Consider the following 20,403-nt stretch of genomic DNA (forward strand, 5'->3'; position numbering starts at 1 on the left):
ACCGGGGTCGACGGGTCGCGGCCCGTGCTCGACCAGCGCGGCCGCGATCGCCGGCGCGGTGTCGACGCCCATGAGCACGACGACGGTGCCGCGCAGCCGGGCGATGGCCGGCCACTCGACCAGCGAGTTCGGGTGGCCCGGGGGCAGGTGGCCGGAGACGACCACGAACTCGTGGGTCAGCCCGCGGTGGGTGACCGGGATCCCGGCCAGCGCGGGCACGGAGATCGCGCTGGTGACGCCGGGGACCACCTCGACCGGCACCCCGGCCGCCAGGCACGCCTCGACCTCCTCCATGCCGCGGCCGAAGACGAACGGGTCGCCGCCCTTGAGCCGCACGACCCGCTTGCCGGCCAGCGCCCTGTCCACCAGCAGCTCGTTGATCTGCTCCTGCGCCATCGACCGGCCCCGCGGCAGCTTCGAGGCGTCGATGACCTCGACGTCCGGGGGCAGGGAGGCGAGCAGCGACAGCGGCGCCAGGTGGTCGGCGACGACGACGTCGGCCTGCGCCACCGCCTGCCGCCCGCGGACGGTGATCAGCGCCGGGTCGCCGGGGCCGCCGCCCACCAGCACGACCCCGCCCGCGCGGCCGGCGGCGACCGGGCGGGAGGTGCGGTCGGCGATCGTGCCGTCGGTCAGCCCGGTGAGGACGGCGTCCCGCACCGCGACGGCCCGCTGCGGGTCCCCGCCGCCGTGGACGCCGACGACGAGGTCGCCGTGCCGCCCGGTGGCCGGCGTCCAGACGCTGGAGGCGGTCCGGTCGTCGGCGCGGGCGCAGAAGATCCGCGCGCTCTCGGCCTCGGCGGCGACGGCCGCGTTCACCTCCGCGTCGTCGGTCGCGGCCACCGCGTACCAGGCGCCGGCGAGGTCGCCGGGTGCGTAGGGCCGGCGCACCCAGGTGAGCGAGCCGGGGGCGACGAGCGCCTCGATGGCCGGGGTGACCTCCGGGCTGACCACCGTCACCCGGGCCTGGGCCTCGAGCAGCCCGGCGACCCGCCGGTGCGCCACCTGCCCGCCGCCCACGACGACGACGGCCCGGTCCCGCAGGCGCAGGCCGACCGGGTAGACGGGGGAGACCATCAGGCCTTCTCGGTGACGCCGGCGGAGTCGAAGGTGGCGACGTCCCGCAGCGCGCGGGCGGCGCTGGTCACCAGCGGGAGCGCCAGCAGCGCGCCGGTGCCCTCGCCGAGGCGCAGGTCCAGACCCAGCAGCGGCCGGAGGCCCAGCGCCTCCAGGGCGACCGCGTGGCCCGGCTCGACCGAGCTGTGCCCGGCCAGCGCGAACTCCACCGCGGTGGGGCACAGCGCCGCGGCCACCAGGGCCGCGGACCCCGCGATCGCGCCGTCGAGGAGCACCGGCACCCGCGTGGCGGCGGCACCGAGCACGAACCCGGCCAGGCCGGCGTGCTCCAGACCGCCGAGCTCGGCGAGGACGGCGAGCGCGGCCTCGGGCGTCGTCGGCCGCGAGGGGATGCGGGCCACCGCACGGCTCACGACCTCGACCTTGCGGGCCAGCGTCGGGTCGTCGATGCCGGTGCCGCGGCCGGTCGCCGCGGCCGGGGTGGCGCCGGTGAACGCGCAGATGAGCGCCGCCGAGGCGGTGGTGTTGGTGATCCCCATGTCGCCGGTGACCAGGCAGCCGCTGCGCGCGGCCAGCGTCGTCGCCACCTCGATGCCCGCCTCGACGGCCCGGCGCGCCTCGTCGACGGTCATCGCCGGGCCGAGGGCGAGGTCGGCGGTGCCGGGGCGGACCTTCCGGTCGAGCAGCGACGGCGCGGGCTCCAGCGGGACGGCGACGCCGACGTCGACCACGAGGACCTCCGCGCCGAGGCCCGCGGCGAAGGCGTTCACCACGGCGCCGCCGGCGACGAAGTTCGCCACCATCTGCGCGGTGACCTCCTGCGGCCAGGGCGTCACGCCCTGGGCGTGCACCCCGTGGTCGCCGGCGAAGACCGCGACGGCGGCGGGCTCGGGCAGCGGCGCCGGGCAGGTGCCCGCGATGCCGGCCAGCTGCGCGGCCACGTCCTCCAGGACGCCGAGCGAGCCCGGCGGCTTGGTCATGCGGTCGAGCCGCTCGCGGGCGGCCCGCTCGGCGGCCGCGTCCCGCGGGGTGACCGCGGCGATGGTGTCGCCCAGCAGCGTGCCGGCGAAGGGCGTCGGGTCGGTGTTCAGCGGAACTCCTCGGCAGGGGCTTGTGGGTCAAGGATCGCAGCGCGGACGCCGCCCCCGGACCGCGGGGCGCGCCTACCCTTGCTGGTCGCGGAACGAGCGAGGGAGCGCTGACCTGTCCGAGGACGCTGGAACCGGGGCCGAACCGGCCGACGACGACGCCGTGCTGCTGTACGTCGGCGGCCCGCTGGACGGCCGCGTGGAGATCCGCAAGGCCTGCCACGGCGATCCGCTGCCCACGGTCACGCACGTGCACCTGCACGGCGGCCCCAAGGTCGTGCACCGCTACGACCTGCAGACCCTCGCCGACGGCGCCGGCGTCTACACCGTGCGGCCGCGTACGCAGCGCCCCGTGCCGGACGACGCCGTCCCCGACTGAGTCGGGCTCACCAGCCCTGGACGCGCCGGGCCTCGGCGACGACGCGGTCGAAGCGGGCGCGGTCCAGCGCGGCGCCCTCGCGCCGCACATCGCCGGGCGCCAGCTCCAGCAGCCGGTCCAGGCGCACCTCGCTGGGGCGGCGGCGGGCGTCCCACGAGCCGGTGCCGATGTCGGTCCAGATCCGGCCGTGGCGGGCCTCGTCGGCGGCGTCGCGGTCGTGGTCCTGGCTGCTGAGCATGAGGCCGAGCAGCATCGGGCCGCGCCGCCCGATGACCAGCACCGGCCGGTCCTTGCCGCGCCCGTCGTCCTCGTCGTAGGGGACCCACGCCCAGACGATCTCGCCCGGGTCCGCCGCGTCGTCGGCGTGCGGCCGGTACTCGACGTCCGGCACCGCTGGCCTGGGCGGCGGCGCGGTCCGGCCTGCTCCGGCCGGGCGGGACGGGCCTGCTCCGGCCGGGCGGGACGGGCCTGCTCCGGCCGGGTGGGACGGGCGGAGGAGCCCCAGGATCGACCGGGCCGCTCTCCGGAGCCCGCGCTCTGCTGCCATGCCCGGCACGCTACGGCCGCGGCTCCCGGGCGGCGCCCCCTGTGTCCCGTGTGACACATGGAAATCATCTGGTGACGGAGTGGTTAGGGAACACGATCGGTGGGAAACACTCGCCGCACGGGGTCGGCCGGAGCACGCGCGTTCGTGGCTCGCCCCCGGGAGATGAGGGGTTCCCATGACGTCGGCAGAGCCGGTCCCCCCGGCCGGTCCCCGGACCGGTGAGGTGCAGGCGAGCGTCCTGGCCGCCCTCCAGCTGGTCGAGGACGCGCGCTACCGGGACAGCCGCCGCAGGCGCAAGCTGCAGCGGGCCCGCGTGCTCGCCGAGCGCGCCGTCGCCGACCGCCGGCTCGCCCGGGACCAGACCGAGGACTGACCCTCAGGTCACGCAGAACTCGTTGCCCTGCGGATCGGCCAGCGTCGCCCATGCGATCGGCCCCTGCGCCCCCCGCCAGAGCTCGGTCGCCCCGAGCCCGACCAGCCGGGTGATCTCGGCCTCCCGCTGCTCCGGCCCGACGCGGACGTCGAGGTGCAGCCGGTTCTTGACCGTCTTGGCCTCGGAGACCCGTTGGAACAGCACCCGCGGCCGGCCCGGGTCGGGCGAGGTGATGGCTGCGCCCACGGCCCACACCAGCGCACCGCGGTGCCGCATCGTGTCCGCCTCGGTCGCGGCCCCGGCCTGCACCATGCGGGTGATGAACGCCTCGTCCTGCGGTTCCACCTGCCAGCCCAGCGCCTCGGCCCACCAGTCGGCGAGCTCGTGCGGTGCGGTGGAGTCGACGACGACCTGCACATCGAATGCCATGCCGGGACGCTAGGGCAGCCCACCGACAGAACGGGCGCTACAGCTCCTGGCGCAGGTCGGCCCAGATGGTGGCGTCGTCGGGCAGGTCCGCCTCGAGCGCGCAGTGGTCCTTGATGACCCGGCCGAACGGGGTCAGCGTCGCCGGGGCCACCCGCTGCTCGGGGTCCCACAACCCCGAGCGCATGACCGACTTCGGGCACTGGAAGAAGGCCCGGCGGACCGTCATGACCAGCACCGACAGGGGCGCGCGGCCGAACTCGGTGAGGTCGACGTCGAGCTCCTCGGGGCGCAGCAGCGCCGTCGTCCCGTAGACGCGCAGCGTCTGGTCCACGCCGGGGACGAAGAACATCAGCGCCGCCCGCGGGTTGACCGCGAGGTTCTTCAGGCTGTCCACCCGGTTGTTCCCGGGGCGGTCGGGCAGCGCCAGCCGGTGCTCGTCGAGCACGTGCACGAACCCGCGGTCGCCACCGCGCGGGGAGATCTCCGGCCAGCCCTCGGGATCGGCGGTGGCGAGCGTGGCGAAGGGGGAGTGCGCGATGAACTCGCGGCAGTGCGGGTCGAGGTGGTCGATCACCTTGTCCAGCACGAGCCCGCCCGGCGCGCGGTAGCCCTCGAGGACCTCGCGGTCGGCGGGCGCTGCGGGCGGGGGGACCGGGGCGGGAACGGGAGCCACGAGACGACGGTAACCGGCGGGTGCGTCACCCCCTGGCGGTCCGTTCAGGCGGCGGGTCCCGTCGGCGCGCCCCAGCCGTCCTTCTCCTGGCCGGAGAGGGCGGCGATCTGCTCCATGATCAGGTCGGTGACCTCGCGCCGGGCCTTCCCCTTGCCGGCCAGCCCCCGGTGCTCCGGGAAGGTGAGCGGCGCCCCGAAGGTGACCGACACCCGCCGCGGGCGCGGCCAGCGGGCGCCGATCGGCTGCACCCGGTCCGTGCCGTGCACGGCGATGGGGACGACGGGGCAGTCGGCGGTCAGGGCGAGCCAGGCGACCCCGGTCTTGCCGCGGGCCAGCCGGCCGTCGCGCGAGCGGGTGCCCTCCGGGTAGAGGCCGAACGCCTCACCCCGGTGCAGCAGGCCGAGTGCGGTGTCCAGCGCGGCCTGGGCGGCGCGGTGGGTCTCCCGCTCGACGGGGTGCGCGCCGAGCGCGGTGAACAGGACGCGGGTGAACCAGCCGGAGATCCCGGTGCCGGTGAAGTACTCGGCCTTGGCCAGCAGGGCGACCCGGCGGGGGGCCACGGTCGGGATCACGATGCTGTCGATGAAGGACAGGTGGTTGCTGGCCAGGATGACCGGGCCGGTGCGCGGCACGTTCTCCCGGCCGGTCACGCGCGGCCGGAGCAGGACCCACAGCAGCGGGCGGATGACGAAGCGGGCGACGACGTAGAACACCGGGTGCTCCCTCCTCGGCCCGCCCCCGGCCGGCGGCGGGGGACCGTCGGCTCGTACGGCGTCCGCATCCTCCCCGACGGCCCCGGGCGCCCCGCGCAGGCTCCCCGCGGCCGGAGCGCGGGGGTGCTCCGGTCCGGGCGGTCAATAGAGTCGGCGTCATGCGTCTGCCCGGCCGTTACGACGGCGTCGCCCGGCCCATCGTCACCTACGGCACCGACCCCGTGCTGCACCGCTCCTGCGCGCCGGTGACCGCCTTCGACCGGGACCTGCGGCACCTGGTGCTCGACATGTTCGCCTCGATGGAGGCCGCGGACGGCGTGGGCCTGGCCGCCAACCAGATCGGTGTGGACGCCCGCATCTTCGTCATCGACTGCCCCGACGCCGTCGGTGACGACGTCGTCGGGTACGTGGTGAACCCGGTGCTGACGATCCTCGACCCGCAGGAGGGCGAGCCGGCCGAGGAGGTCACCGAGGAGGGCTGCCTGTCGGTGCCCGGCCCCTATGCCGAGCTGCCGCGCGCCTTCCGCGCCCGCGTCGACGGCGTCGACGTGCACGGCGACCCGGTGCGGATCGAGGCCACCGGCATGGCCGCCCGGTGCCTCCAGCACGAGGTCGACCACCTCGACGGCACGGTGTACGTGGACCGGCTGCCCGAGGCGGACCGGGAACGGCTGCTCGCCGAGGCCGCCGGCCCGAACGGGGACCTGCCCGCCTGACGGGCCCTCCCGGGCCGGAAAACCGGGTGAGGGAACTGCCGTCGTCCCGCACGATGAGCGTTCCCACCAGCCGAGGAGATCGATCGTGCACGCCCTCACCGAGCAGCAGGTCCGCCGCTCGTTCGTCAACTGCTCCCAGGGCGAGGCCAGGGGCCTGGCCCTGCCGAAGGACTTCGCGGAGCTCGACTGGGGCGCCCTCGAGCTGCTCGGCTGGCGGGACCCGAAGGCGCCGCTGCGCGGCTACCTCGTCGTCGAGACCGGGGACGCCTCCGGGGTCCGGCCGGTCGGCATCGCGGTGCGCGCCGCGGAGTCCCGGATGTCGGCGCGGACCACGGCCATGTGCCTGCTCTGCCAGACGGCGCAGAGCGGGGACGCCGTCTCGCTGTTCACGGCGAAGCGGACCGGGGCGGCCGGGCGCAACGGCAACACGATCGGCACCTACATCTGCGCCGACCTGGGCTGCGCGGACCGCGTCCGCACGGAGATCCCGCCGTGGTTGCAGGAGCGCGACCCGGCCGAGGTGGTCGCCGAGCGCGCCGCCGAGCTGCGCGACCGGGTGCGGGGCTTCGTCGACGCCGTCCGCCGCTGAGGTGTGGGGCGGGGGCCTCCCGGGGCACCCGCCCCGCATGACCGACACCGCACCCACCCCGCCGCTGCGCGCCCTCGCCCTGGTGTGCAGCCTCAAGCCCTCGCCCGCACCGTCCAGCAGCGAGCTCCTCGCCCGCCAGGTCCTCGACCAGCTGGCACAGCACGGCGTCACCGGCGACGTCGTCCGGGTCGTGGACCACGACGTGAAGCCCGGCGTCGAGATCGACATGGGCGAGGGCGACGCCTGGCCGGCCATCCGCGAGCAGCTGATGGCCGCCGACATCCTGATCGTCTCGACGCCCACCTGGGTCGGGCACATGAGCAGCGTCGCGCAGCGGGTGCTCGAGCGCCTGGACGGCGAGCTGTCCGAGACCGACGACTCGGGTCGCCCGCTGGTCGCCGGGAAGGTGGCGGTCACCGCCGTCGTCGGCAACGAGGGCACGGCGCGCACAAGATCACCGCGGACCTGTTCCAGGGCCTGAACGACATCGGCTTCACCATCCCGTCGCAGGGCGGCACCTACTGGAACGACGTGGCGATGGGCAGCCGCGACTACCAGGACCTGGACGAGACGCCCGAGGCCGTCGCCTCCACGACCGCGACGCTGGCGGAGAACGCCGCGCACCTGGCCCGGGCGCTCACGGCGACGCCCTACCCGGGCAGCTGAGCCGGAGCCCGCAGCTCCGCGTCCGTGGCGGCCGGGCCGAGCGACCCGGCCGCCCGGCGGGCGCGCACGAGGGCGGTCACGGCCAGCAGCGCCAGGACGACGACGGTCGCGCCGTACACCTCCGTCGTCCCCGTCAGCCCGGCGTGCCCGGACGCGATGCCCGCGGCGATCGCCGGGAGGCTGAACGCCAGGTAGCCGACCACGAAGACGGCGGCCAGCAGCCCCGCGCGGTGCCCGGGAGCGACGCCGAGGGTGATGGTGGCGACGGCGCCGAGGAAGGCCGCGCCGAAGCCGAAGCCGGTGACGACGGCCGAGCCGAACAGCAGCGGCGCGGAGGTGAGGGCCAGCGACCCGAGGGTGCCGAGGACGCCGGCGGTGAAGACCAGCGCGCCGACGAGCATCGCGCGCTCGGGTGCCGCGGTGCGCAGCGCGAGCGACCCGAGGATGCCGGTGCCGTTGAGCGCCAGGATCAGCAGCGCACCCACGAGGTGGTTGTCGATGGCGAAGACGTCGGCGACCAGCGACGGGCCGAGCGAGGCGTACAGCCCGCCGAGCGCCCAGCAGGCCACGAGCAGCGGCAGCGCGGCGACGAAGGGTCGCCGGTTCGCCGGTGGCACGTGCACCCGCGGGCGCAGGGACGCCACGGCCCCGGGCAGGCGGGGTGAGCTCTCGGGCAGCAGCAGGGCGCCGAGGGCGGCCAGCACGAAGACGACGGCCAGCACCGCGAAGACCCAGGTGTCCGGGCTGGCCACGGACTGCACGAGGAGCCCGGCGCCCACCGCGCCCACGGACAGCCCCAGGCCGGGCGAGGCGCTGTTGATGAAGGCGCCCATCGGGCGGTCGGCGCGCTGCAGGTCCAGCAGCGAGGCGCCCAGCGTGCTGGTGAGCGCGCCCGTGGCCAGGCCCTGCACCACGCGCGCGGCCAGCAACCAGCCGACGCCGTCGGCAGCCAGGAAGAGCACCATGGCGACCGCCTCGAGCAGGAACGCCCCGATCAGCACCGGCCGGCGCCCGACGTGGTCGGACAGGCCACCCACGACCAGCAACGAGGCCAGCAGCGCGAACGCGTAGATGCCGAAGATCGTCGTCAGGACGCCGGGGCCGAAGCCGAACTCGTCCTGGTAGACGCGGTAGAGCGGCGAGGGCACGCCCGACGCGGCCAGCATGAGCACCAGGAGGACGGCGACCGACCAGAAGGCGGGGGCGCGGGGCAGGCGTCGGGACGGGGGCACGACAGAGAGCAAGCGCATCGCCCGGGTGCTGATTCCCCGGACGCGTGTCGGGACGGCGCGCGGCGGGGTAGGGGCGGCTCATGGCGCTTCCCCGCATCCTCGTCCTCGTCCTGGCCGGTGGAGCGGGTGGCCGGCTCGAGCTGCTCACCGACCGACGGGCCAAGCCCGCCGTCCCGTTCGCCGGGGTCTACCGGCTGGTCGACTTCCCGCTGAGCAACTGCCTGCACTCCGGGATCGCCGACGTCTGGGTGTCGATCCAGTTCCACCCGACCTCGATCTCGGAGCACCTGGCCAACGGCCGCCCGTGGGACCTCGACCGCACGACCGGCGGGCTGCTGACCCTGCCGCCGTTCCAGGGCACCGACCGCGGCGGGTGGCACACCGGCACCGCCGACTCGCTGTGGCGCCAGGCCGAGCTGATCAGAGCCTTCGCGCCCGACGCGCTGGTCGTGGTCAGCTCCGACGCGGTCTACAAGCTGGACTACCGCGAGGTCGCCGAGGCCCACCTCGGCTCGGGCGCCGAGGTGACGATGGTGACCACCGAGGTGGCTCCCGACGACGCCTCGCGCTACGGCATCGTCGAGGTGGGCGAGGGCGGCCGGGTGACCGGCTACGCCTACAAGCCCGACGAGCCGGCGACGACGACGGCCACCAACGAGGTGTTCGTCTTCTCGCCCGGCCCGACCCTGGACCGGCTCGAGGCGCTGGCCCGGGACGCGGGCGAGGACGGGCTGGACGACCTCGGCTCGCAGCTGCTGCCCGCGCAGACCGCCGACGGCCTGGCCCGGGCGGTGCCGCTGGACGGCTACTGGCGCGACGTCGGCACCGTCCCCGCCTACTGGGAGGCGCACCGGGACTTCATCCGCGAGGAGCCACCGCTGGACCTCGACGACCCGTCCTGGGCGATCCGCACCCGTGGCGGCCGGCACAGCGCAGCGCGCCTGCTGCGCGGCGCGGTGGTCGAGGAGAGCCTGATCTCCGGCGGCACCCGCGTCGCGGGCGAGGTGCGCGGATCGGTGCTGTCCCCGGGGGTCGTCGTGGAGCGCGGCGCCGTCGTCGTCGACTCGGTGCTGCTGCCCGGGGTCCGCGTGCGGGCCGGCGCGCGGGTCACCCGGGCGGTGCTGGACGACGGCGTCGAGATCGGCCCGTCGGCCGAGGTCGGGGGTGAGGGGGACATCGCGCTGGTCGGCCGGCGGGCGGCGGTGCCGGCCGGCACCCGGCTCGCCGCCGGCGCCCGCCACCCCGAGCCGGACGAGGACTGAGTCAGCCGAACTGCATCCACACCCGACGCCGGTCGCCCCGGGTGTGCACCTGCGCCATGGCCTCGACCCGGCGGCGCTGGTCGTCGGTGGCCCGGTGCTCGACCACGGCGATCTCGGCCTCGCGCATGGCGCGCTCGGCGGCGAACTCGGCCGGCGTCGAGGGGTAGGACTCCGGTCCGTCGGCGTCGTCGCTCCCCGGGCGCGGCCGGGCGTAGGGGCTGTCCGGCGGGAGGTTCCCGCTGACCCGGCCGTAGGCGCCCAGGAGCAGCAGGACCAGCCCGGTGATCTCGGCGAAGAAGACGTTCTCGATCTCGAAGGCGAGCAGGTTGGCCTCGGTGCGGAGCACCGCCAGGCTCGCCAGGCCGGAGACCAGGAAGAGGACGCCGACGACCATCATCAGCGTCGAGGCCGTCCGCGGGCTGCGCATCGCGGCGAGGACCAGGACGGCGGCGGTGACGACGGAGACCGTCGACAGCAGGCCGTTGGACGACAGGCCCAGGATCGGCTCGCCGTCGGTCGAGAAGAAGTCCAGGCCGCCGGCGAAGCCGAGCACGCCGAAGACCAGGATCACGGCGGCGACGACGAGTGCGCCGGTCCGCTGGACGGCGAAGACGCGGGGGTCGTAGCTGCGGCCGTGCGCGTCCGTGGCACGGGCCGTGGCGCGGGCCGGGTCGGGGCGGTCCGTCGTCCGGGGGGTGGGGCGGTGGCGAAGCTGCATGGCGAGCTCCTCGGGAGGGGGAGGGATGCCCCGGTCTTCAGCCGCTCCCCGCGCCCTGGATGCGGCTTCCCGGCGTGTCGCGCGGGGTGACTGCGAAGCACCAGGTCGGCCGGGGAAGCCGCGGCCCCCCGCGGGCGTTGGAGGTGCCGTGGACCAGCAGCCGTTCGAGATCGACCTGCACTCGGAGTTCCTGCGCGCGGACCTGTTCCTGTCCATGGGTCGGCCCGACGAGGCGGCGCGCATCCTGCAGCCCGTCGTCGACGCCGCACCCGAGAACGAGGCGGCGCTCGAGGCGCTGGCGCGGGCCTACTTCGGCTCCGCCCAGCTGGCCAGGGCCGAGGCCGCGCTCACCCGGCTGGTCGCGCTCGCGCCGGCGCACGGCTGGGCCCGCCGGGCCCTGGCCCGCACGCTGGAGCGGCAGAGCCGGCACGCCGAGGCGGTGCCGCACCACCGGATGGCCGACGCCCTCGGCGCCGGCTGACCCCCCGGCACGGATGGTTGGTCCGTGCTCCTCCACCGCCCGTCACGCCACGCCGGGGGCGCTGCGACGGGACGGATCGGGTCCCGCCGGGCGGGGCACCCACCTGCCCATGAGCATCCTCGGACGACTGATGGGAACGGCTGAAGGCGCCGCGCGTGGAGCGGTCCGCGGCGGACGCACGACCGCACGACCCGCGCGGGGGACCGGCCGCGGGGCCGCCCGCGGAGCGGTCGGCGGGCGCGGCGCGCTCGGCGGCGGCATGCGGCGCGGCCGGGCCGCTCCGGCGGCTACCGGCGGGCTCGGCTCGCTCGTCGGCGGACTGCTGCGCCGGCGCTGAGGTCCCGGCGCTGAGGTCCCGGCGCTGAGTTTTCGGCCGAACCCCAGAGGGCGGAGCTACCAGAGGGCGGCGGCGACCAGCAGGGTCGCCGCCGTCGCCACCTCGGCGGTGGCGCCCATGACGTCGCCGGTCGTGCCGCCGAGCCGGCGCACCGCCCGGCGGTGCAGCACCTCGGCGGCCGCGGCGCCGGCCACGAGCGAGCCGAGCAGCACGGCGGCCTGCCCCGGCCCGAACAGCGCGGCCGCGACCCCCGCGGCGAGCAGCACGGTGGCGGCGGCCGCGCCGGCGAACCAGGCGCGCGAGACGGTGCCGGCGACCGTGCGGCCGAGCGAGGACCCCTCCGCGACCGGGATGCCCGGTAGCCCGCTGCGCGCCATCACCAGCCGGGCGCCCACGACCGCGGCCCAGAGCACCAGCCAGCCGCCGTCGCGCGGGAGCAGCGCGGCGAGGCAGGCGATCTGCAGCAGCAGGGTCAGCACCAGCGTGACCACGCCGAACGGCCCGACGTCGCTCTGGTGCATCACCTGCAGCGCGCGCTCCCGGCCACGCAGCGGGCCCAGCCCGTCCGCGGTGTCGGCCAGCCCGTCCAGGTGCAGGCCCCGGGTGAGCAGCGCGAGCGCGGCGACCGCCAGCACCGCGCCGGTCAGCGGCGACACGACGCGTGCACCGCCGTCCCCGGCCGCGGCCGCGACGCCACCCAGCAGCAGCCCCACCAGCGGGGCCCACGGCAGCACGCCGCGGGTGGAGCGCGCCCCGGACGCCGGGACGGGGAGGGCGGTGAGCAGCGCGACCGACTCCCAGGGGCCGGTCGTCCTCATCGGGACCGGCGCCCCGCCCCGGCCGCGGGCACGTGCCAGGTCGCGGATGCGGGCCGGCTCGCGGGTGTTGCGGGTGCCGCGGGTGCCGTGGGTGCTGCGGGCGTCACGGGCAGAACTCCACCCGGGTGACGCTGCCGTTGTGCGGCGTGACCGCGGGCATCGCGTCCGGCCCCAGGTCGGCGACGACCGCCTGGATCGCCCGGATCGTGTCCCCGTGGGTGACCAGCGCCATCACGTCCGCGGGCGGCTCGGCGCACAGGTCCTTGAGGTAGGCGGCGACCCGGCCGTGCAGCTCGGCCAGGCTCTCCCCGCCCTCGGCCGACCACTGCGCGTCGGACCAGTCGACGACGTCCCACAGCTCCCGGGACGGGCGGCCCTCGAGCACGCCGTAACCCTGCTCGCGCAGCGACGGCGTCGTGACGAACCGGCAGGCCGGTCGCGCGGGAGCAGGCCTCCGCGGTCTGCACCGCCCGCAGCAGGTCGCTGCTGATGAGCGCGCCGGGGGAGAGGGTCGCCAGCTCGGCCGCGGCCTCCTCGGCCTGGCTGCGGCCCAGCGCGGTCAGGGGCACGTGCGGCGTCTGACCCTGCATGAGACCCGCGGCGTTCCACTCGCTCTGCCCGTGGCGGACGAGCAGGAGGGTCAGCGGGCGGGCCATGGTGGGAGGGAGCGTAGCCAGGTGGGCGACGATCCGCGGACCGCGCCTCGTACCGTCGTCCTGGCGGCCCACCAGCGAGGCCGCGACGCACCGGCACAGCAGCAGCGCCGATCGGCCCCGCCGACGCGCGCAGCGAGGAGATCACGTGAGCATCCCCGTCCGTCCCGGCGCCGGCCGTCCCGCGGCCCGGCCGGGTGCCCCGGACCCGCTGGCGCCGCTGCTGGAGCTGCCCGGCGTCCGCGTCGCTGCCGACGCCGCCCGCGCTGGCGTGGACCGGTTGCTCAGCCACAAGGTGCTGCGCCGCGAGTCGGCCGGGGTGAGCACCGAGTCCGCGCTGCGCGGCGCCCGCGCCTCGGCCGCGCTCGAGGGGGTCGACGTGCCCCTGGCCGAGCTGCGCGCCGGCGCCGTCGAGGACCCCGTCGTGCAGGGCGCGCTCCGGGTGTCCGCGGGCCTGGGCGGCATGCTCGAGACCTGGCCCAAGGCGCCCGGTCAGGTGCTCGCCCGCCTGCACGTGCTCGCCGCGAGCGACCGGGTGGACCCGGCCGAGCTGGGCCGGCCCGCAGCGCACGCGGGGCCGCGGCTGTCCGGGCTGTTCTCGCTGGTCACGGCGACGACGTCGGTCCCCGCGGTGCTCGTCGCCGCGCTGGTGCACGGCGAGATCGCGGCGCTGGCGCCGTTCGGGGTGGCCGACGGGCTGGTGGCCCGCGCGGCCGGCCGGCTCACCGGCGTCGCCCGCGGGCTGGACCCCAAGGCGGTCTCGGTGCCGGAGGTCGGCTTCGTCGAGCTGGGCGCGGACGCCTACGCCGAGGCGCTGGCCGGCTACGCCTCCGGCGATCCCGCGGGCGTGGCGCGCTGGCTGGTGCACTGCTGCCAGGCCACCGAGCACGGCGCCCTGGAGGGCCTGGCGATCTGCGAGAGCCTGCTCCGCGGCTGACCGCGGCCCGGCGCTCAGCGCCGGGCGAGGACCAGGCCGGTGACCGCGACGGCGGTCGCCGCGACGGCGCAGCCGGCCGCGGCGGGCACCCACGCCCGGGTCGCGGCACCCCAGCCGAGGGCGGCGAGCAGCACGAGCCACGGCCCCGACAGCGACAGGAACAGGCCCAGCCGCGCGGCCGGCCCCCTGCGACGGCGGCGGGGCGCGGTGCGCACCGACTGCCCGAGCAGGGCCGCCGCCACGCACACGGCCAGGGCCGCGAGCCAGGCCAGGACCGCGGTGAGCACGTCCGCAGGATGGCCGACGCGGGAACGTCCCGGCCGGTGCCCCGCCGGGAGAGGGGGTCAGGCCCCGAAGCGCCGCCGGCGACCGGGCACGGGTCCCGACGCCTCCGGCAGGACCGCGCGGCCCGACCGGTGCCGGGCGTACCAGGCCAGCCCGACGACCGCGGCGCCGACGCCCATCGCCGCCGCGCCGGTGACCACCGGGGTGGTCGGCACGGAGAACCGGGCGCGCATGCTCACCGGCCGCTCGAACCGGAGCACCGGCCAGCCGTGCTGCAGCGCCGCTTTGCGCAGCCCGCGGTCGGGGTTGACCGCCGTGGGGTGCCCGACCGCGCTGAGCATGGGCAGGTCGGTGACGGAGTCGCTGTAGGCGTAGCAGTCGGCGAGGTCGTAGCCGCCCTCGGCGGCCACCTCGCGCATCGCGGCCGCCTTGTTCTCGGCGTAGGCGTAGTACTCGATCTCGCCGGTGTAGCGGCCGTCCTCGACGACCATCCGGGTGGCGACCACGCGGTCGGCGCCCAGCATCTCGCCGATCGGCGCCACCATCTCCGCCCCGCTGCTGGAGACGATGACGATCTCCCGCCCGGCAGCCCGGTGCTCCTCGATGAGGTCGGCCGCCTCGGCGTAGACCAGCGGGTCGACGATCTCGTGCAGCGTCTCGCGGACGATCTCGTGCACGGTCGCGGCGTCCCAGCCGGTGACCATGGCGGTCATCTGCGCGCGCAGCCGCTCCATCTGCTGGGCGTCGGCTCCGGCGAGGGAGAACACCAGCTGGGCGTAGGCGGTCTTGAGAACCGTCCGCCGGTTGATCAGCCCGCCCTGGAAGAACGGGCGGCCGAAGGCCAGGGTGCTGGACTTGGCGATGATCGTCTTGTCCAGATCGAAGAACGCCGCGGCGCGGGTCACGAGGCATGACGGTAGTGGTGCCACACGGCGCGGACAGATCGCGCGCGCCGTCCACACCCGAAGGAGTCATCCACAGTTCGGCCGCCGATCTGGCACAGTTCGCCCGCTCTCCGGTGGGCTCGGCGCCGTGCCTGCCGCTGCCTACCCACCCGATCCGTCCCCGCGGCCCCTGGTCGTCAGCCGGGACGACGACCTGCTCGACGACCTGCTGCGGGTGCTGGCCGCCGCCGGCACCGAGCCCGAGATCGCCGCCGGGGGCCCCGCGCTGCGGCGCGCACACCGAGAGGCCCCGCTGGTCCTGCTCGGCGCCGACGTGCTCGGCACGGCCGCCGTGCGCGGGCTGGGGCGGCGGCCGGGGGTCGTCGTGGTCGCCCGCGGTGAGCTGCCCGCCGCCGAGTGGGCCGCGGCGGTCGAGGTCGGCGCCGAGCGGGTCGCGACGCTGCCCGACGACGAGGGGTGGCTGCTGTCCCGCGCGGTCGCCGCGGTCCGGACGCCGGTCGACCGCGGCTGGCTCGTGGCCGTCGGCGGTGGCTGCGGGGGTGCGGGGGCGAGCACCGTCGCCGCGGCCCTGGCCGTGGCGGCCGCACCCGGCGTCCTCCTCGTGGACGCCGACGGCTGGGGCGCCGGGCTCGACCTGCTGCTCGGGGCCGAGCGGCTTGAGGGGCTGCGCTGGCCGGAGCTGACCGGCCTGCGGGGCCGGGTCTCCGGCGAGGCCCTGCGGGCCTGCCTGCCGGAGGTCGCCGGCGTGCACGTCCTCGCCGCGGCCCGGTCGGCCGGGCCCGCGCTGCCGGAGGAGGCGGTGCGGGCGGTCGTGGAGGCGGCCCGCGCCGAGGGCTCCCCGGTGGTCGTGGACCTGCCCCGCCCCGGGCCCGCTGGTGCCTGCGCGACGACGCACGCCGTGCTCGCCGAGGCCGACCTGGCACTGCTCGTCGTCCCGGCCCGGTTGCGCGCGGCCACCGCGGCCCGGGTGCTGGTCACGGGCCCGGGCTCGCCCTGGTCGGCGGCCCAGCTCGTGGTCCGGCCCGTCGCCGGCGGCCTGGCCCCCGCCGAGGTGGCCGATGTGGTGGGGCGGCCGGTGCTGGCCGAGCTGCCGCACGACCGCAGCGCCGTGCCGCGCGGCGAGCGGGGTGAGCCGCCGGCCGTCGCCCCCCGCACGCCGCTGGGTGGCGTCACCCGGCGGGTGCTCGCCCGGGTGCGGGAGGCCGCGGCGTGAGCGCCGCGCTGCTGGACCGGGTCCGGGCGCGGCTGGCGCTGGGGCCCGGGCTGCCGACCCAGGCCGAGGTGGCGGCGGTCGTCCGCGCCGAGAGCGGTGGCCTGCTCGGGGACGACGACGTGCTGCGGGCGGTGCGCGACGCCGTCGACGAGCTGGCCGGGGCCGGTCCGCTCGAGCCCCTGCTGCGCCTGCCGGACGTCACCGACGTGCTGGTCGCGGCACCCGACCGGGTGTGGATCGACCGCGGATCGGGTCTGGAGCTCACCGAGGTGCGCTTCCCGGACGACGCGGCCGTCCGCCGGCTCGCGGTCCGGCTGGCCGCGGCCGCCGGGCGGCGCCTGGACGACGCCGCGCCCTGGGTGGACGTCGGGCTGCCCGACGGCACCCGCCTGCACGCGGTGCTGGCACCGGTGGCCGGCAGCACCTGCCTGTCGCTGCGGGTGCTGCGCCGCTGCCACCGGAGCCTGGCCGACCTCGCGGCGCTCGGTGCGCTGCCCGGGGAGAGCCCGGCACTGCTGCGGGCGCTCGTGCGGTGGCGCCGGGCGTTCCTCGTGACCGGCGGGACCGGTTCGGGCAAGACGACGGTGCTCTCGGCCCTGCTCGGCGAGGTCGGTCCGGCCGAACGGGTGCTGACCTGCGAGGACGCGCCGGAGCTCGCGCCGGACCACCCGCACGTCGTCCGGCTGCTGACCCGCCCCCCCAACGTGGAGGGCGTCGGGCAGGTGACGCTGCGCGACCTGGTGCGGCAGGCGCTGCGGATGCGCCCGGACCGGCTGGTGGTCGGGGAGGTGCGCGGCGCCGAGGTCGGCGATCTGCTGGCCGCGCTGAACACCGGCCACGACGGAGGCTGCGGCACCCTGCACGCCAACCGGCCGGCGGAGGTTCCGGCGCGGCTGGAGGCGCTCGGTGTGGCGGCGGGGTTGGACCGCGCGGCGGTGCACAGCCTCGCGGCCGCAGCGCTCCACGTCGTGGTCCACCTGGGGCGCACCCCGGAGGGCCGTCGGGTGGAGGAGCTGGGGGTGCTGTGGCGGGCCGGGGAGCGGGTGGTCGTGGAGCCCGGCTGGCGGGCCGACGGCGGCCCGTGCCCGGCGGCCGACCGGCTGCACGAGCTGCTGGACGGGACGGCCCGGAGATGAGCGCACTGCTGCTGGTCGCGGCAGCGCTGCTGCTGTGGCCCGGGCGGGGAGCCGGCGTCCGGCTGTCCCGCACCGGTCCGGGCGCGCGCCCGCGCGTCGCCTGGATGCCCGACCTCCCCGTCCTGCTGGTGGCCGCTCTGGCGGCCGCGGTCGCCGCGCTGGTCAGCACACCCCTGGTCGCGGCGCTCGCCGGCGCCGCCGCAGCCGCAGGCGTCCGCGCGCACGCCGCGCGCCGGGGCGATGCCCTCGCCGGCGCCAGCCTGCGCGGACTGGCCGACGGGCTCGGCGCGCTGGCCGCGGACCTGCGCAGCGGCCGGTCGATGGAGGAGGCCACCGCGGCCGCCGAGCACGCGACGGGGGACGCGGGCACCGGCCGGCTCCTCGCCCGCGCGGTCCGGGCGCCGGACGTCGCGTTCCCCGAGGTGCCGGGGGAGATGGGTGCCGCGCTGGGCCGGATCGCCGCCGGTACCCGGCTCAGCGCGCGGACCGGGTGCTCCCTGGCAGCCGTGGCCACCGCGGTCGAGGACGACCTGCGGGCGCGGTCCCGGCACCGGGAGGAGCTGCGTGCCGCCACGGCGGGTCCGCGGGCGAGCGCCGCGGTCCTGGCCGGCCTGCCGGTGCTCGGCCTGCTCATGGGCAGCGGGGTCGGCGCCGACCCGTGGCGGGTGCTGACGACCACCGGGACGGGGCAGGTGCTGCTGGTCGTCGGGGTGGCGCTCGAGGCGGCGGGGCTGGCCTGGTCGCGCCGGCTGGTCCAGCGGGCGCTGCGGTGACCCGCCGTCGGCCGTGACGACGGACCGTCCCTGGGCGGTGCTGCTGGTGCTCGCCGCCGCGCTGGCCCTGTGGCCCGCGGCCGGCGGTGCGGGGGCGGCCCGCTGGTCGGCGATCCGGCCCGCCGCTGCGTCGCCCGGTGCCGGACCCCCGCCGCCGGACGCCGCGCGCGAGCGGCTCCGGCGCCGGCTGCTCGCCGCGGCCGCCGGCTCCGCGGTGGCGCTCCTGCTCGGCGGGATCGTCGGGCTGGCCACCGGGGGCGTGCTCGCCGTCGTCGTCGACCGCCTGCTGCGCGGGCGGGAGGACGGATCTGCCCGGGACGGCGCGGCGCTGGTGCGCGACCTGCCCGCGGCCTGCGACCTGCTGGGCGTGTGCCTGGCCGCGGGGTTGCCCGTCGAGGGCGCGCTCGAGGCGGTGGGGACCGCCCTGGGTGGCCCGCTGGGCGGCGAGCTGCGCGCCGTGGCGGCCGTGGCCCGCCTGGGCGCCGACCCCCGCCGGGCGTGGGCCGACGCACCACCGGAGCTGGCGCCGCTGGCGCGGGTGCTCGTCCGGGCCGGGGAGTCCGGCGCCTCGGTGGCCGGTGCCCTGCGGACGCTGGCCGCGGAGACCCGGGCCGCTGCCCGGGCGGCGACGCAGGCCGCCGTCCAGCGGGCCGGCGTGTGGGTGCTCGCCCCGCTCGGTGCCTGCTTCCTTCCGGCCTTCGTCTGCCTGGGGGTCGCGCCGCTGGTGCTCGGCATCGCCGGCGACGTCCTCGGGTGAGGGTCAGGGGTGCGGTGCAAGCACGAAGACGTCGGAGAACTCGGAGACGACCTCCAGCACCGCGGTGAGGTCACCGGTGGCGCGCGCCTCGGCCATCCGCTGGTGGAACTCGCCCGTGCGCAGCGCCGGCCGGGTCTCCCAGCTGACGACGGCGCGCACCGCGCCGGGGTTGCGCATCCGGTGCACGCTCCCGGCCGGGACGTCGACGGTGTCCCCGGCCCGCAGGGTGGTCGCCGCGCCGTCCACCTCGCACCACATCTCGCCCTCCAGCACGGTGAATCGCTCGCTCTGCTGGGGGTGCAGGTGGGCCGGGGGCAGGTCGGAGCCGGGCCGGTAGGTGGCCAGCATCGCGTGCACCTGCCCGCCGCTGCCCTCGCCGGTGGTCGTGAACTCCAGCCGTACGTTGCCGTCGTCCAGCACGGTCGGTTCCATGGCGCGTCCTCGTGGTCGTCTCGGGGGAGTGCGGTCGCCGCGAAGGCTGCCCGCGGGCCCTTGGGCCGCACTGGTGCCGCGCTTGCGCCGCCGCGGATCCACAGCGGCACCGGCCCTCCACAGATGCGCCCGGGGCCTGGGCCGGAGCACCGGGACCGCCGAGGCTCGGTTCACGGCCCGAGCCGCGGGCCCCGACGCCAGGAGGCGACCGTGACCACCAGTTCCGCGACCGTGCCCGAGCCCGCGCCCGACGGGGGCCCGGCCCGTCCGCGCGGTCCCCGCGCAGCCCTCCGCCGCCGCCTCGCGCTGCTGGCCGCCGAGCCCGAGGCCGGCATGAGCACCGCGGAGTACGCGGTCGGGACGGTGGCGGCCTGCGCCTTCGCCGCGGTCCTGTTCCGGGTGGTCACCGGCGACTCGGTCGTCGACGGGCTGACCGACCTGGTCGACCGCGCGCTGGCCACGCTCGCCTGACGTGGGCTCCCTCCCGGGCGGCAGTCGCCGGCGGGCAGGTCGCGAGGCGGGCATGGTGACCGCCGAGACCGCGGTCGTCCTGCCGGTGCTGCTGCTCGTGCTGGTGTGCGCGGTCGCGGCGGTGACGCTGGTGGGCGCCCAGCTCCGCTGCGTCGACGCCGCCCGGGAGGGCGCCCGCGCCGCCGCGCGGGGCGAGGCCGACGCCGTGGTGGCCGAGCTCGCCGGCCGGATCGCCCCGGACGGAGCGGTCACCGCCGTCCGCCTCGCCGGGGACCGCGTCAGGGTCGTGGTGAGCGTCGAGGTGGCGCCGCTGGGCCCGGTGCCGCTGCGCACGCGGGTCTCGGCGGAGGCGGTCGCGCAGCGCGAGCCGGGCGCGGGCGGGCCGCCGTGAGGGGCGACGGCGAGCGCGGGTCGGCCACGGTCTGGGTGCTCGCGCTCGTCGGCGTGCTCGCGCTGGTGGGCCTGGCCGCGGTGCTGGTGGGGGCTGCCGCCGTCGCCCGGCACCGCGCCGGCAGCGCGGCGGACCTGGCCGCACTGGCCGCGGCCGCACGTGCGGTGCTCGCCGATCCGAGCGCCTGCGGGGCGGCCGGGGAGGTGGCGGCGGAGAACGCCGCGCGGTTGGACCGCTGCGCGGTCGATCCGGCCGGGACCGTCGAGGTGACCGTCAGCGTCCGGGTGGACCTGGGCCCGGTCGGGGAGCGCACGGCGACCGCGCGGGCCCGGGCCGGCCCGGTGGCGCCGGA

At 77.4% G+C, this 20,403-nt stretch carries 27 protein-coding genes and 3 pseudogenes; 16 read left to right on the forward strand and 14 right to left on the reverse strand.

The window, feature by feature from the left end:
• Window positions 1-72: 72 nt before the first annotated feature.
• Window positions 73-1,077: pseudogene (gene cobA, locus JKP75_RS01505) on the reverse strand (uroporphyrinogen-III C-methyltransferase); the annotation flags it as partial.
• Complete coding sequence (cobT, locus tag JKP75_RS01510; RefSeq protein WP_242472904.1) at window positions 1,077-2,168, reverse strand: nicotinate-nucleotide--dimethylbenzimidazole phosphoribosyltransferase; 1,092 nt, start codon at window positions 2,166-2,168, stop codon at window positions 1,077-1,079. The gene cobT and the pseudogene cobA, both read right to left, overlap by 1 nt.
• Before the next feature lie 160 nt (window positions 2,169-2,328).
• Here cobT and JKP75_RS01515 point away from each other — a divergent pair, with 160 nt between their 5' ends.
• Complete coding sequence (locus JKP75_RS01515; RefSeq protein WP_309229414.1) at window positions 2,329-2,544, forward strand: hypothetical protein; 216 nt, start codon at window positions 2,329-2,331, stop codon at window positions 2,542-2,544.
• Between the two features lie 7 nt (window positions 2,545-2,551).
• On the opposite strand, the gene JKP75_RS01520 is transcribed toward JKP75_RS01515, so the two are convergent.
• A complete protein-coding gene (locus JKP75_RS01520) occupies window positions 2,552-2,935 on the reverse strand; it encodes a type II toxin-antitoxin system PemK/MazF family toxin (RefSeq protein ID WP_309229415.1) in 384 nt (127 codons plus the stop codon).
• 331 nt (window positions 2,936-3,266) lie between these two features.
• On the opposite strand from JKP75_RS01520, the gene JKP75_RS01525 reads away from it, so the two are divergent.
• Window positions 3,267-3,464, forward strand: a complete 198-nt coding sequence (locus JKP75_RS01525; RefSeq protein ID WP_200489458.1) for a hypothetical protein — start codon at window positions 3,267-3,269, stop codon at window positions 3,462-3,464.
• A 3-nt stretch (window positions 3,465-3,467) separates the two neighbouring features.
• Here the strand turns inward: JKP75_RS01525 and JKP75_RS01530 are convergent, their stop codons facing one another.
• From JKP75_RS01530 to JKP75_RS01540, 3 genes are read right to left on the reverse strand one after another with little or no spacing between them, the layout of a single operon-like run.
• The gene (locus JKP75_RS01530) at window positions 3,468-3,893 is read right to left on the reverse strand and encodes a VOC family protein (RefSeq protein ID WP_200489457.1); all 426 of its coding nucleotides are present in this window, start codon (window positions 3,891-3,893) and stop codon (window positions 3,468-3,470) included.
• A 37-nt stretch (window positions 3,894-3,930) separates the two neighbouring features.
• A complete protein-coding gene (locus JKP75_RS01535) occupies window positions 3,931-4,566 on the reverse strand; it encodes an MSMEG_1061 family FMN-dependent PPOX-type flavoprotein (RefSeq protein ID WP_200489456.1) in 636 nt (211 codons plus the stop codon).
• A gap of 44 nt (window positions 4,567-4,610) precedes the next feature.
• Entirely contained in the window at window positions 4,611-5,279 is a 669-nt protein-coding gene (locus JKP75_RS01540; RefSeq protein WP_200489455.1) for a 1-acyl-sn-glycerol-3-phosphate acyltransferase, read from the reverse strand.
• A gap of 158 nt (window positions 5,280-5,437) precedes the next feature.
• On the opposite strand from JKP75_RS01540, the gene def reads away from it, so the two are divergent.
• The 4 genes from def to JKP75_RS22340 all read left to right on the forward strand — a co-directional run bounded on the left by def (window position 5,438) and on the right by JKP75_RS22340 (window position 7,250).
• Window positions 5,438-5,995: a peptide deformylase gene (gene def, locus JKP75_RS01545; protein WP_200489454.1), complete on the forward strand. Its 558-nt coding sequence runs from the start codon at window positions 5,438-5,440 to the stop codon at window positions 5,993-5,995.
• An 85-nt stretch (window positions 5,996-6,080) separates the two neighbouring features.
• Window positions 6,081-6,584: an FBP domain-containing protein gene (locus JKP75_RS01550; protein ID WP_200489453.1), complete on the forward strand. Its 504-nt coding sequence runs from the start codon at window positions 6,081-6,083 to the stop codon at window positions 6,582-6,584.
• A gap of 37 nt (window positions 6,585-6,621) precedes the next feature.
• On the forward strand, window positions 6,622-7,065 hold the full coding sequence (locus tag JKP75_RS01555; protein ID WP_207146568.1) for a flavodoxin family protein: 444 nt from the start codon (window positions 6,622-6,624) through the stop codon (window positions 7,063-7,065).
• A 56-nt stretch (window positions 7,066-7,121) separates the two neighbouring features.
• Window positions 7,122-7,250 carry a hypothetical protein gene (locus JKP75_RS22340; RefSeq protein WP_255523233.1) on the forward strand — a complete coding sequence of 43 codons (129 nt, stop codon included), beginning with the start codon at window positions 7,122-7,124 and terminating at the stop codon, window positions 7,248-7,250.
• Here the strand turns inward: JKP75_RS22340 and JKP75_RS01560 are convergent.
• Entirely contained in the window at window positions 7,235-8,500 is a 1,266-nt protein-coding gene (locus JKP75_RS01560; protein ID WP_200489451.1) for an MFS transporter, read from the reverse strand. The two genes, JKP75_RS22340 and JKP75_RS01560, sit on opposite strands and share 16 nt — an antisense overlap.
• Window positions 8,501-8,562: 62 nt before the next feature.
• Between JKP75_RS01560 and JKP75_RS01565 the strand changes: the two genes are divergently transcribed.
• A complete protein-coding gene (locus JKP75_RS01565) occupies window positions 8,563-9,744 on the forward strand; it encodes a glucose-1-phosphate adenylyltransferase family protein (RefSeq protein WP_200489450.1) in 1,182 nt (393 codons plus the stop codon).
• A 1-nt stretch (window position 9,745) separates the two neighbouring features.
• Here JKP75_RS01565 and JKP75_RS01570 read toward each other — a convergent pair whose 3' ends face one another.
• Complete coding sequence (locus tag JKP75_RS01570; RefSeq protein ID WP_200489449.1) at window positions 9,746-10,462, reverse strand: DUF4383 domain-containing protein; 717 nt, start codon at window positions 10,460-10,462, stop codon at window positions 9,746-9,748.
• A 148-nt stretch (window positions 10,463-10,610) separates the two neighbouring features.
• Here JKP75_RS01570 and JKP75_RS01575 point away from each other — a divergent pair, with 148 nt between their 5' ends.
• Complete coding sequence (locus JKP75_RS01575) at window positions 10,611-10,943, forward strand: tetratricopeptide repeat protein (RefSeq protein WP_309229416.1); 333 nt, start codon at window positions 10,611-10,613, stop codon at window positions 10,941-10,943.
• 393 nt (window positions 10,944-11,336) lie between these two features.
• On the opposite strand, the gene JKP75_RS01580 is transcribed toward JKP75_RS01575, so the two are convergent.
• The 3 genes and pseudogenes from JKP75_RS01580 to JKP75_RS23590 all read right to left on the reverse strand — a co-directional run.
• A complete protein-coding gene (locus JKP75_RS01580) occupies window positions 11,337-12,098 on the reverse strand; it encodes an adenosylcobinamide-GDP ribazoletransferase (protein WP_200489448.1) in 762 nt (253 codons plus the stop codon).
• Window positions 12,099-12,201: 103 nt separating this feature from the next.
• On the reverse strand, window positions 12,202-12,483 hold the full coding sequence (locus JKP75_RS20060) for a histidine phosphatase family protein (protein WP_309229417.1): 282 nt from the start codon (window positions 12,481-12,483) through the stop codon (window positions 12,202-12,204).
• A gap of 88 nt (window positions 12,484-12,571) precedes the next feature.
• A pseudogene (locus JKP75_RS23590) lies at window positions 12,572-12,754 on the reverse strand (histidine phosphatase family protein); the annotation flags it as partial.
• Window positions 12,755-12,899: 145 nt separating this feature from the next.
• Here JKP75_RS23590 and JKP75_RS01590 point away from each other — a divergent pair.
• Window positions 12,900-13,688, forward strand: coding sequence for an oxidoreductase (locus JKP75_RS01590; RefSeq protein WP_200489446.1), 789 nt, complete (start codon window positions 12,900-12,902; stop codon window positions 13,686-13,688).
• A 14-nt stretch (window positions 13,689-13,702) separates the two neighbouring features.
• Here JKP75_RS01590 and JKP75_RS01595 read toward each other — a convergent pair whose 3' ends face one another.
• Both JKP75_RS01595 and JKP75_RS01600 read right to left on the reverse strand, forming a co-directional pair.
• Entirely contained in the window at window positions 13,703-13,975 is a 273-nt protein-coding gene (locus JKP75_RS01595; protein ID WP_200489445.1) for a hypothetical protein, read from the reverse strand.
• Window positions 13,976-14,032: 57 nt separating this feature from the next.
• A complete protein-coding gene (locus tag JKP75_RS01600) occupies window positions 14,033-14,878 on the reverse strand; it encodes an HAD family phosphatase (protein ID WP_200489444.1) in 846 nt (281 codons plus the stop codon).
• 127 nt (window positions 14,879-15,005) lie between these two features.
• On the opposite strand from JKP75_RS01600, the gene ssd reads away from it, so the two are divergent.
• From ssd to JKP75_RS01620, 4 genes are read left to right on the forward strand one after another with little or no spacing between them, the layout of a single operon-like run.
• Window positions 15,006-16,091 carry a septum site-determining protein Ssd gene (gene ssd, locus JKP75_RS01605; protein WP_309229418.1) on the forward strand — a complete coding sequence of 362 codons (1,086 nt, stop codon included), beginning with the start codon at window positions 15,006-15,008 and terminating at the stop codon, window positions 16,089-16,091.
• A complete protein-coding gene (locus tag JKP75_RS01610) occupies window positions 16,088-17,227 on the forward strand; it encodes a TadA family conjugal transfer-associated ATPase (RefSeq protein ID WP_200492706.1) in 1,140 nt (379 codons plus the stop codon). The genes ssd and JKP75_RS01610 overlap by 4 nt, the downstream gene beginning before the upstream one ends.
• Window positions 17,224-18,000, forward strand: coding sequence for a type II secretion system F family protein (locus JKP75_RS01615; protein WP_200489442.1), 777 nt, complete (start codon window positions 17,224-17,226; stop codon window positions 17,998-18,000). The genes JKP75_RS01610 and JKP75_RS01615 overlap by 4 nt, the downstream gene beginning before the upstream one ends.
• 13 nt (window positions 18,001-18,013) lie before the next feature.
• On the forward strand, window positions 18,014-18,757 hold the full coding sequence (locus JKP75_RS01620; protein ID WP_309229419.1) for a type II secretion system F family protein: 744 nt from the start codon (window positions 18,014-18,016) through the stop codon (window positions 18,755-18,757).
• 3 nt (window positions 18,758-18,760) lie between these two features.
• On the opposite strand, the gene JKP75_RS01625 is transcribed toward JKP75_RS01620, so the two are convergent.
• On the reverse strand, window positions 18,761-19,189 hold the full coding sequence (locus tag JKP75_RS01625; RefSeq protein WP_200489441.1) for a cupin domain-containing protein: 429 nt from the start codon (window positions 19,187-19,189) through the stop codon (window positions 18,761-18,763).
• A gap of 210 nt (window positions 19,190-19,399) precedes the next feature.
• Here JKP75_RS01625 and JKP75_RS22345 point away from each other — a divergent pair, with 210 nt between their 5' ends.
• From JKP75_RS22345 to JKP75_RS24265, 3 genes and pseudogenes are all read left to right on the forward strand, one after another.
• Complete coding sequence (locus JKP75_RS22345; protein WP_309229420.1) at window positions 19,400-19,660, forward strand: DUF4244 domain-containing protein; 261 nt, start codon at window positions 19,400-19,402, stop codon at window positions 19,658-19,660.
• A gap of 1 nt (window position 19,661) precedes the next feature.
• Window positions 19,662-20,051 (forward strand): TadE family type IV pilus minor pilin, encoded by a 390-nt coding sequence (locus JKP75_RS01635; protein WP_309229421.1) that lies wholly within the window; start codon window positions 19,662-19,664, stop codon window positions 20,049-20,051.
• Window positions 20,048-20,380: pseudogene (locus tag JKP75_RS24265) on the forward strand (Rv3654c family TadE-like protein); the annotation flags it as partial. The gene JKP75_RS01635 and the pseudogene JKP75_RS24265, both read left to right, overlap by 4 nt.
• Between the last annotated feature and the right edge of the window lie 23 nt (window positions 20,381-20,403).

Source organism: Blastococcus sp. TML/M2B (assembly GCF_016612865.1).
Classification (GTDB): domain Bacteria; phylum Actinomycetota; class Actinomycetes; order Mycobacteriales; family Geodermatophilaceae; genus Blastococcus.

Excerpts from the sequence above, each read along its gene's own strand:
- JKP75_RS01525 (WP_200489458.1), top strand. The coding sequence starts at position 3,267 with ATGACGTCGGCAGAGCCGGTCCCCCCGGCCGGTCCCCGGACCGGTGAG.
- JKP75_RS01530 (WP_200489457.1), bottom strand. The coding sequence starts at position 3,893 with ATGGCATTCGATGTGCAGGTCGTCGTCGACTCCACCGCACCGCACGAG.
- def (WP_200489454.1), top strand. The coding sequence starts at position 5,438 with ATGCGTCTGCCCGGCCGTTACGACGGCGTCGCCCGGCCCATCGTCACC.
- JKP75_RS01555 (WP_207146568.1), top strand. The coding sequence starts at position 6,622 with ATGACCGACACCGCACCCACCCCGCCGCTGCGCGCCCTCGCCCTGGTG.
- JKP75_RS22340 (WP_255523233.1), top strand. The coding sequence starts at position 7,122 with ATGGGCAGCCGCGACTACCAGGACCTGGACGAGACGCCCGAGGCCGTC.
- JKP75_RS01560 (WP_200489451.1), bottom strand. The coding sequence starts at position 8,500 with ATGCGCTTGCTCTCTGTCGTGCCCCCGTCCCGACGCCTGCCCCGCGCC.
- JKP75_RS01565 (WP_200489450.1), top strand. The coding sequence starts at position 8,563 with ATGGCGCTTCCCCGCATCCTCGTCCTCGTCCTGGCCGGTGGAGCGGGT.
- JKP75_RS01570 (WP_200489449.1), bottom strand. The coding sequence starts at position 10,462 with ATGCAGCTTCGCCACCGCCCCACCCCCCGGACGACGGACCGCCCCGAC.
- JKP75_RS01580 (WP_200489448.1), bottom strand. The coding sequence starts at position 12,098 with ATGAGGACGACCGGCCCCTGGGAGTCGGTCGCGCTGCTCACCGCCCTC.
- JKP75_RS01615 (WP_200489442.1), top strand. The coding sequence starts at position 17,224 with ATGAGCGCACTGCTGCTGGTCGCGGCAGCGCTGCTGCTGTGGCCCGGG.
- JKP75_RS01625 (WP_200489441.1), bottom strand. The coding sequence starts at position 19,189 with ATGGAACCGACCGTGCTGGACGACGGCAACGTACGGCTGGAGTTCACG.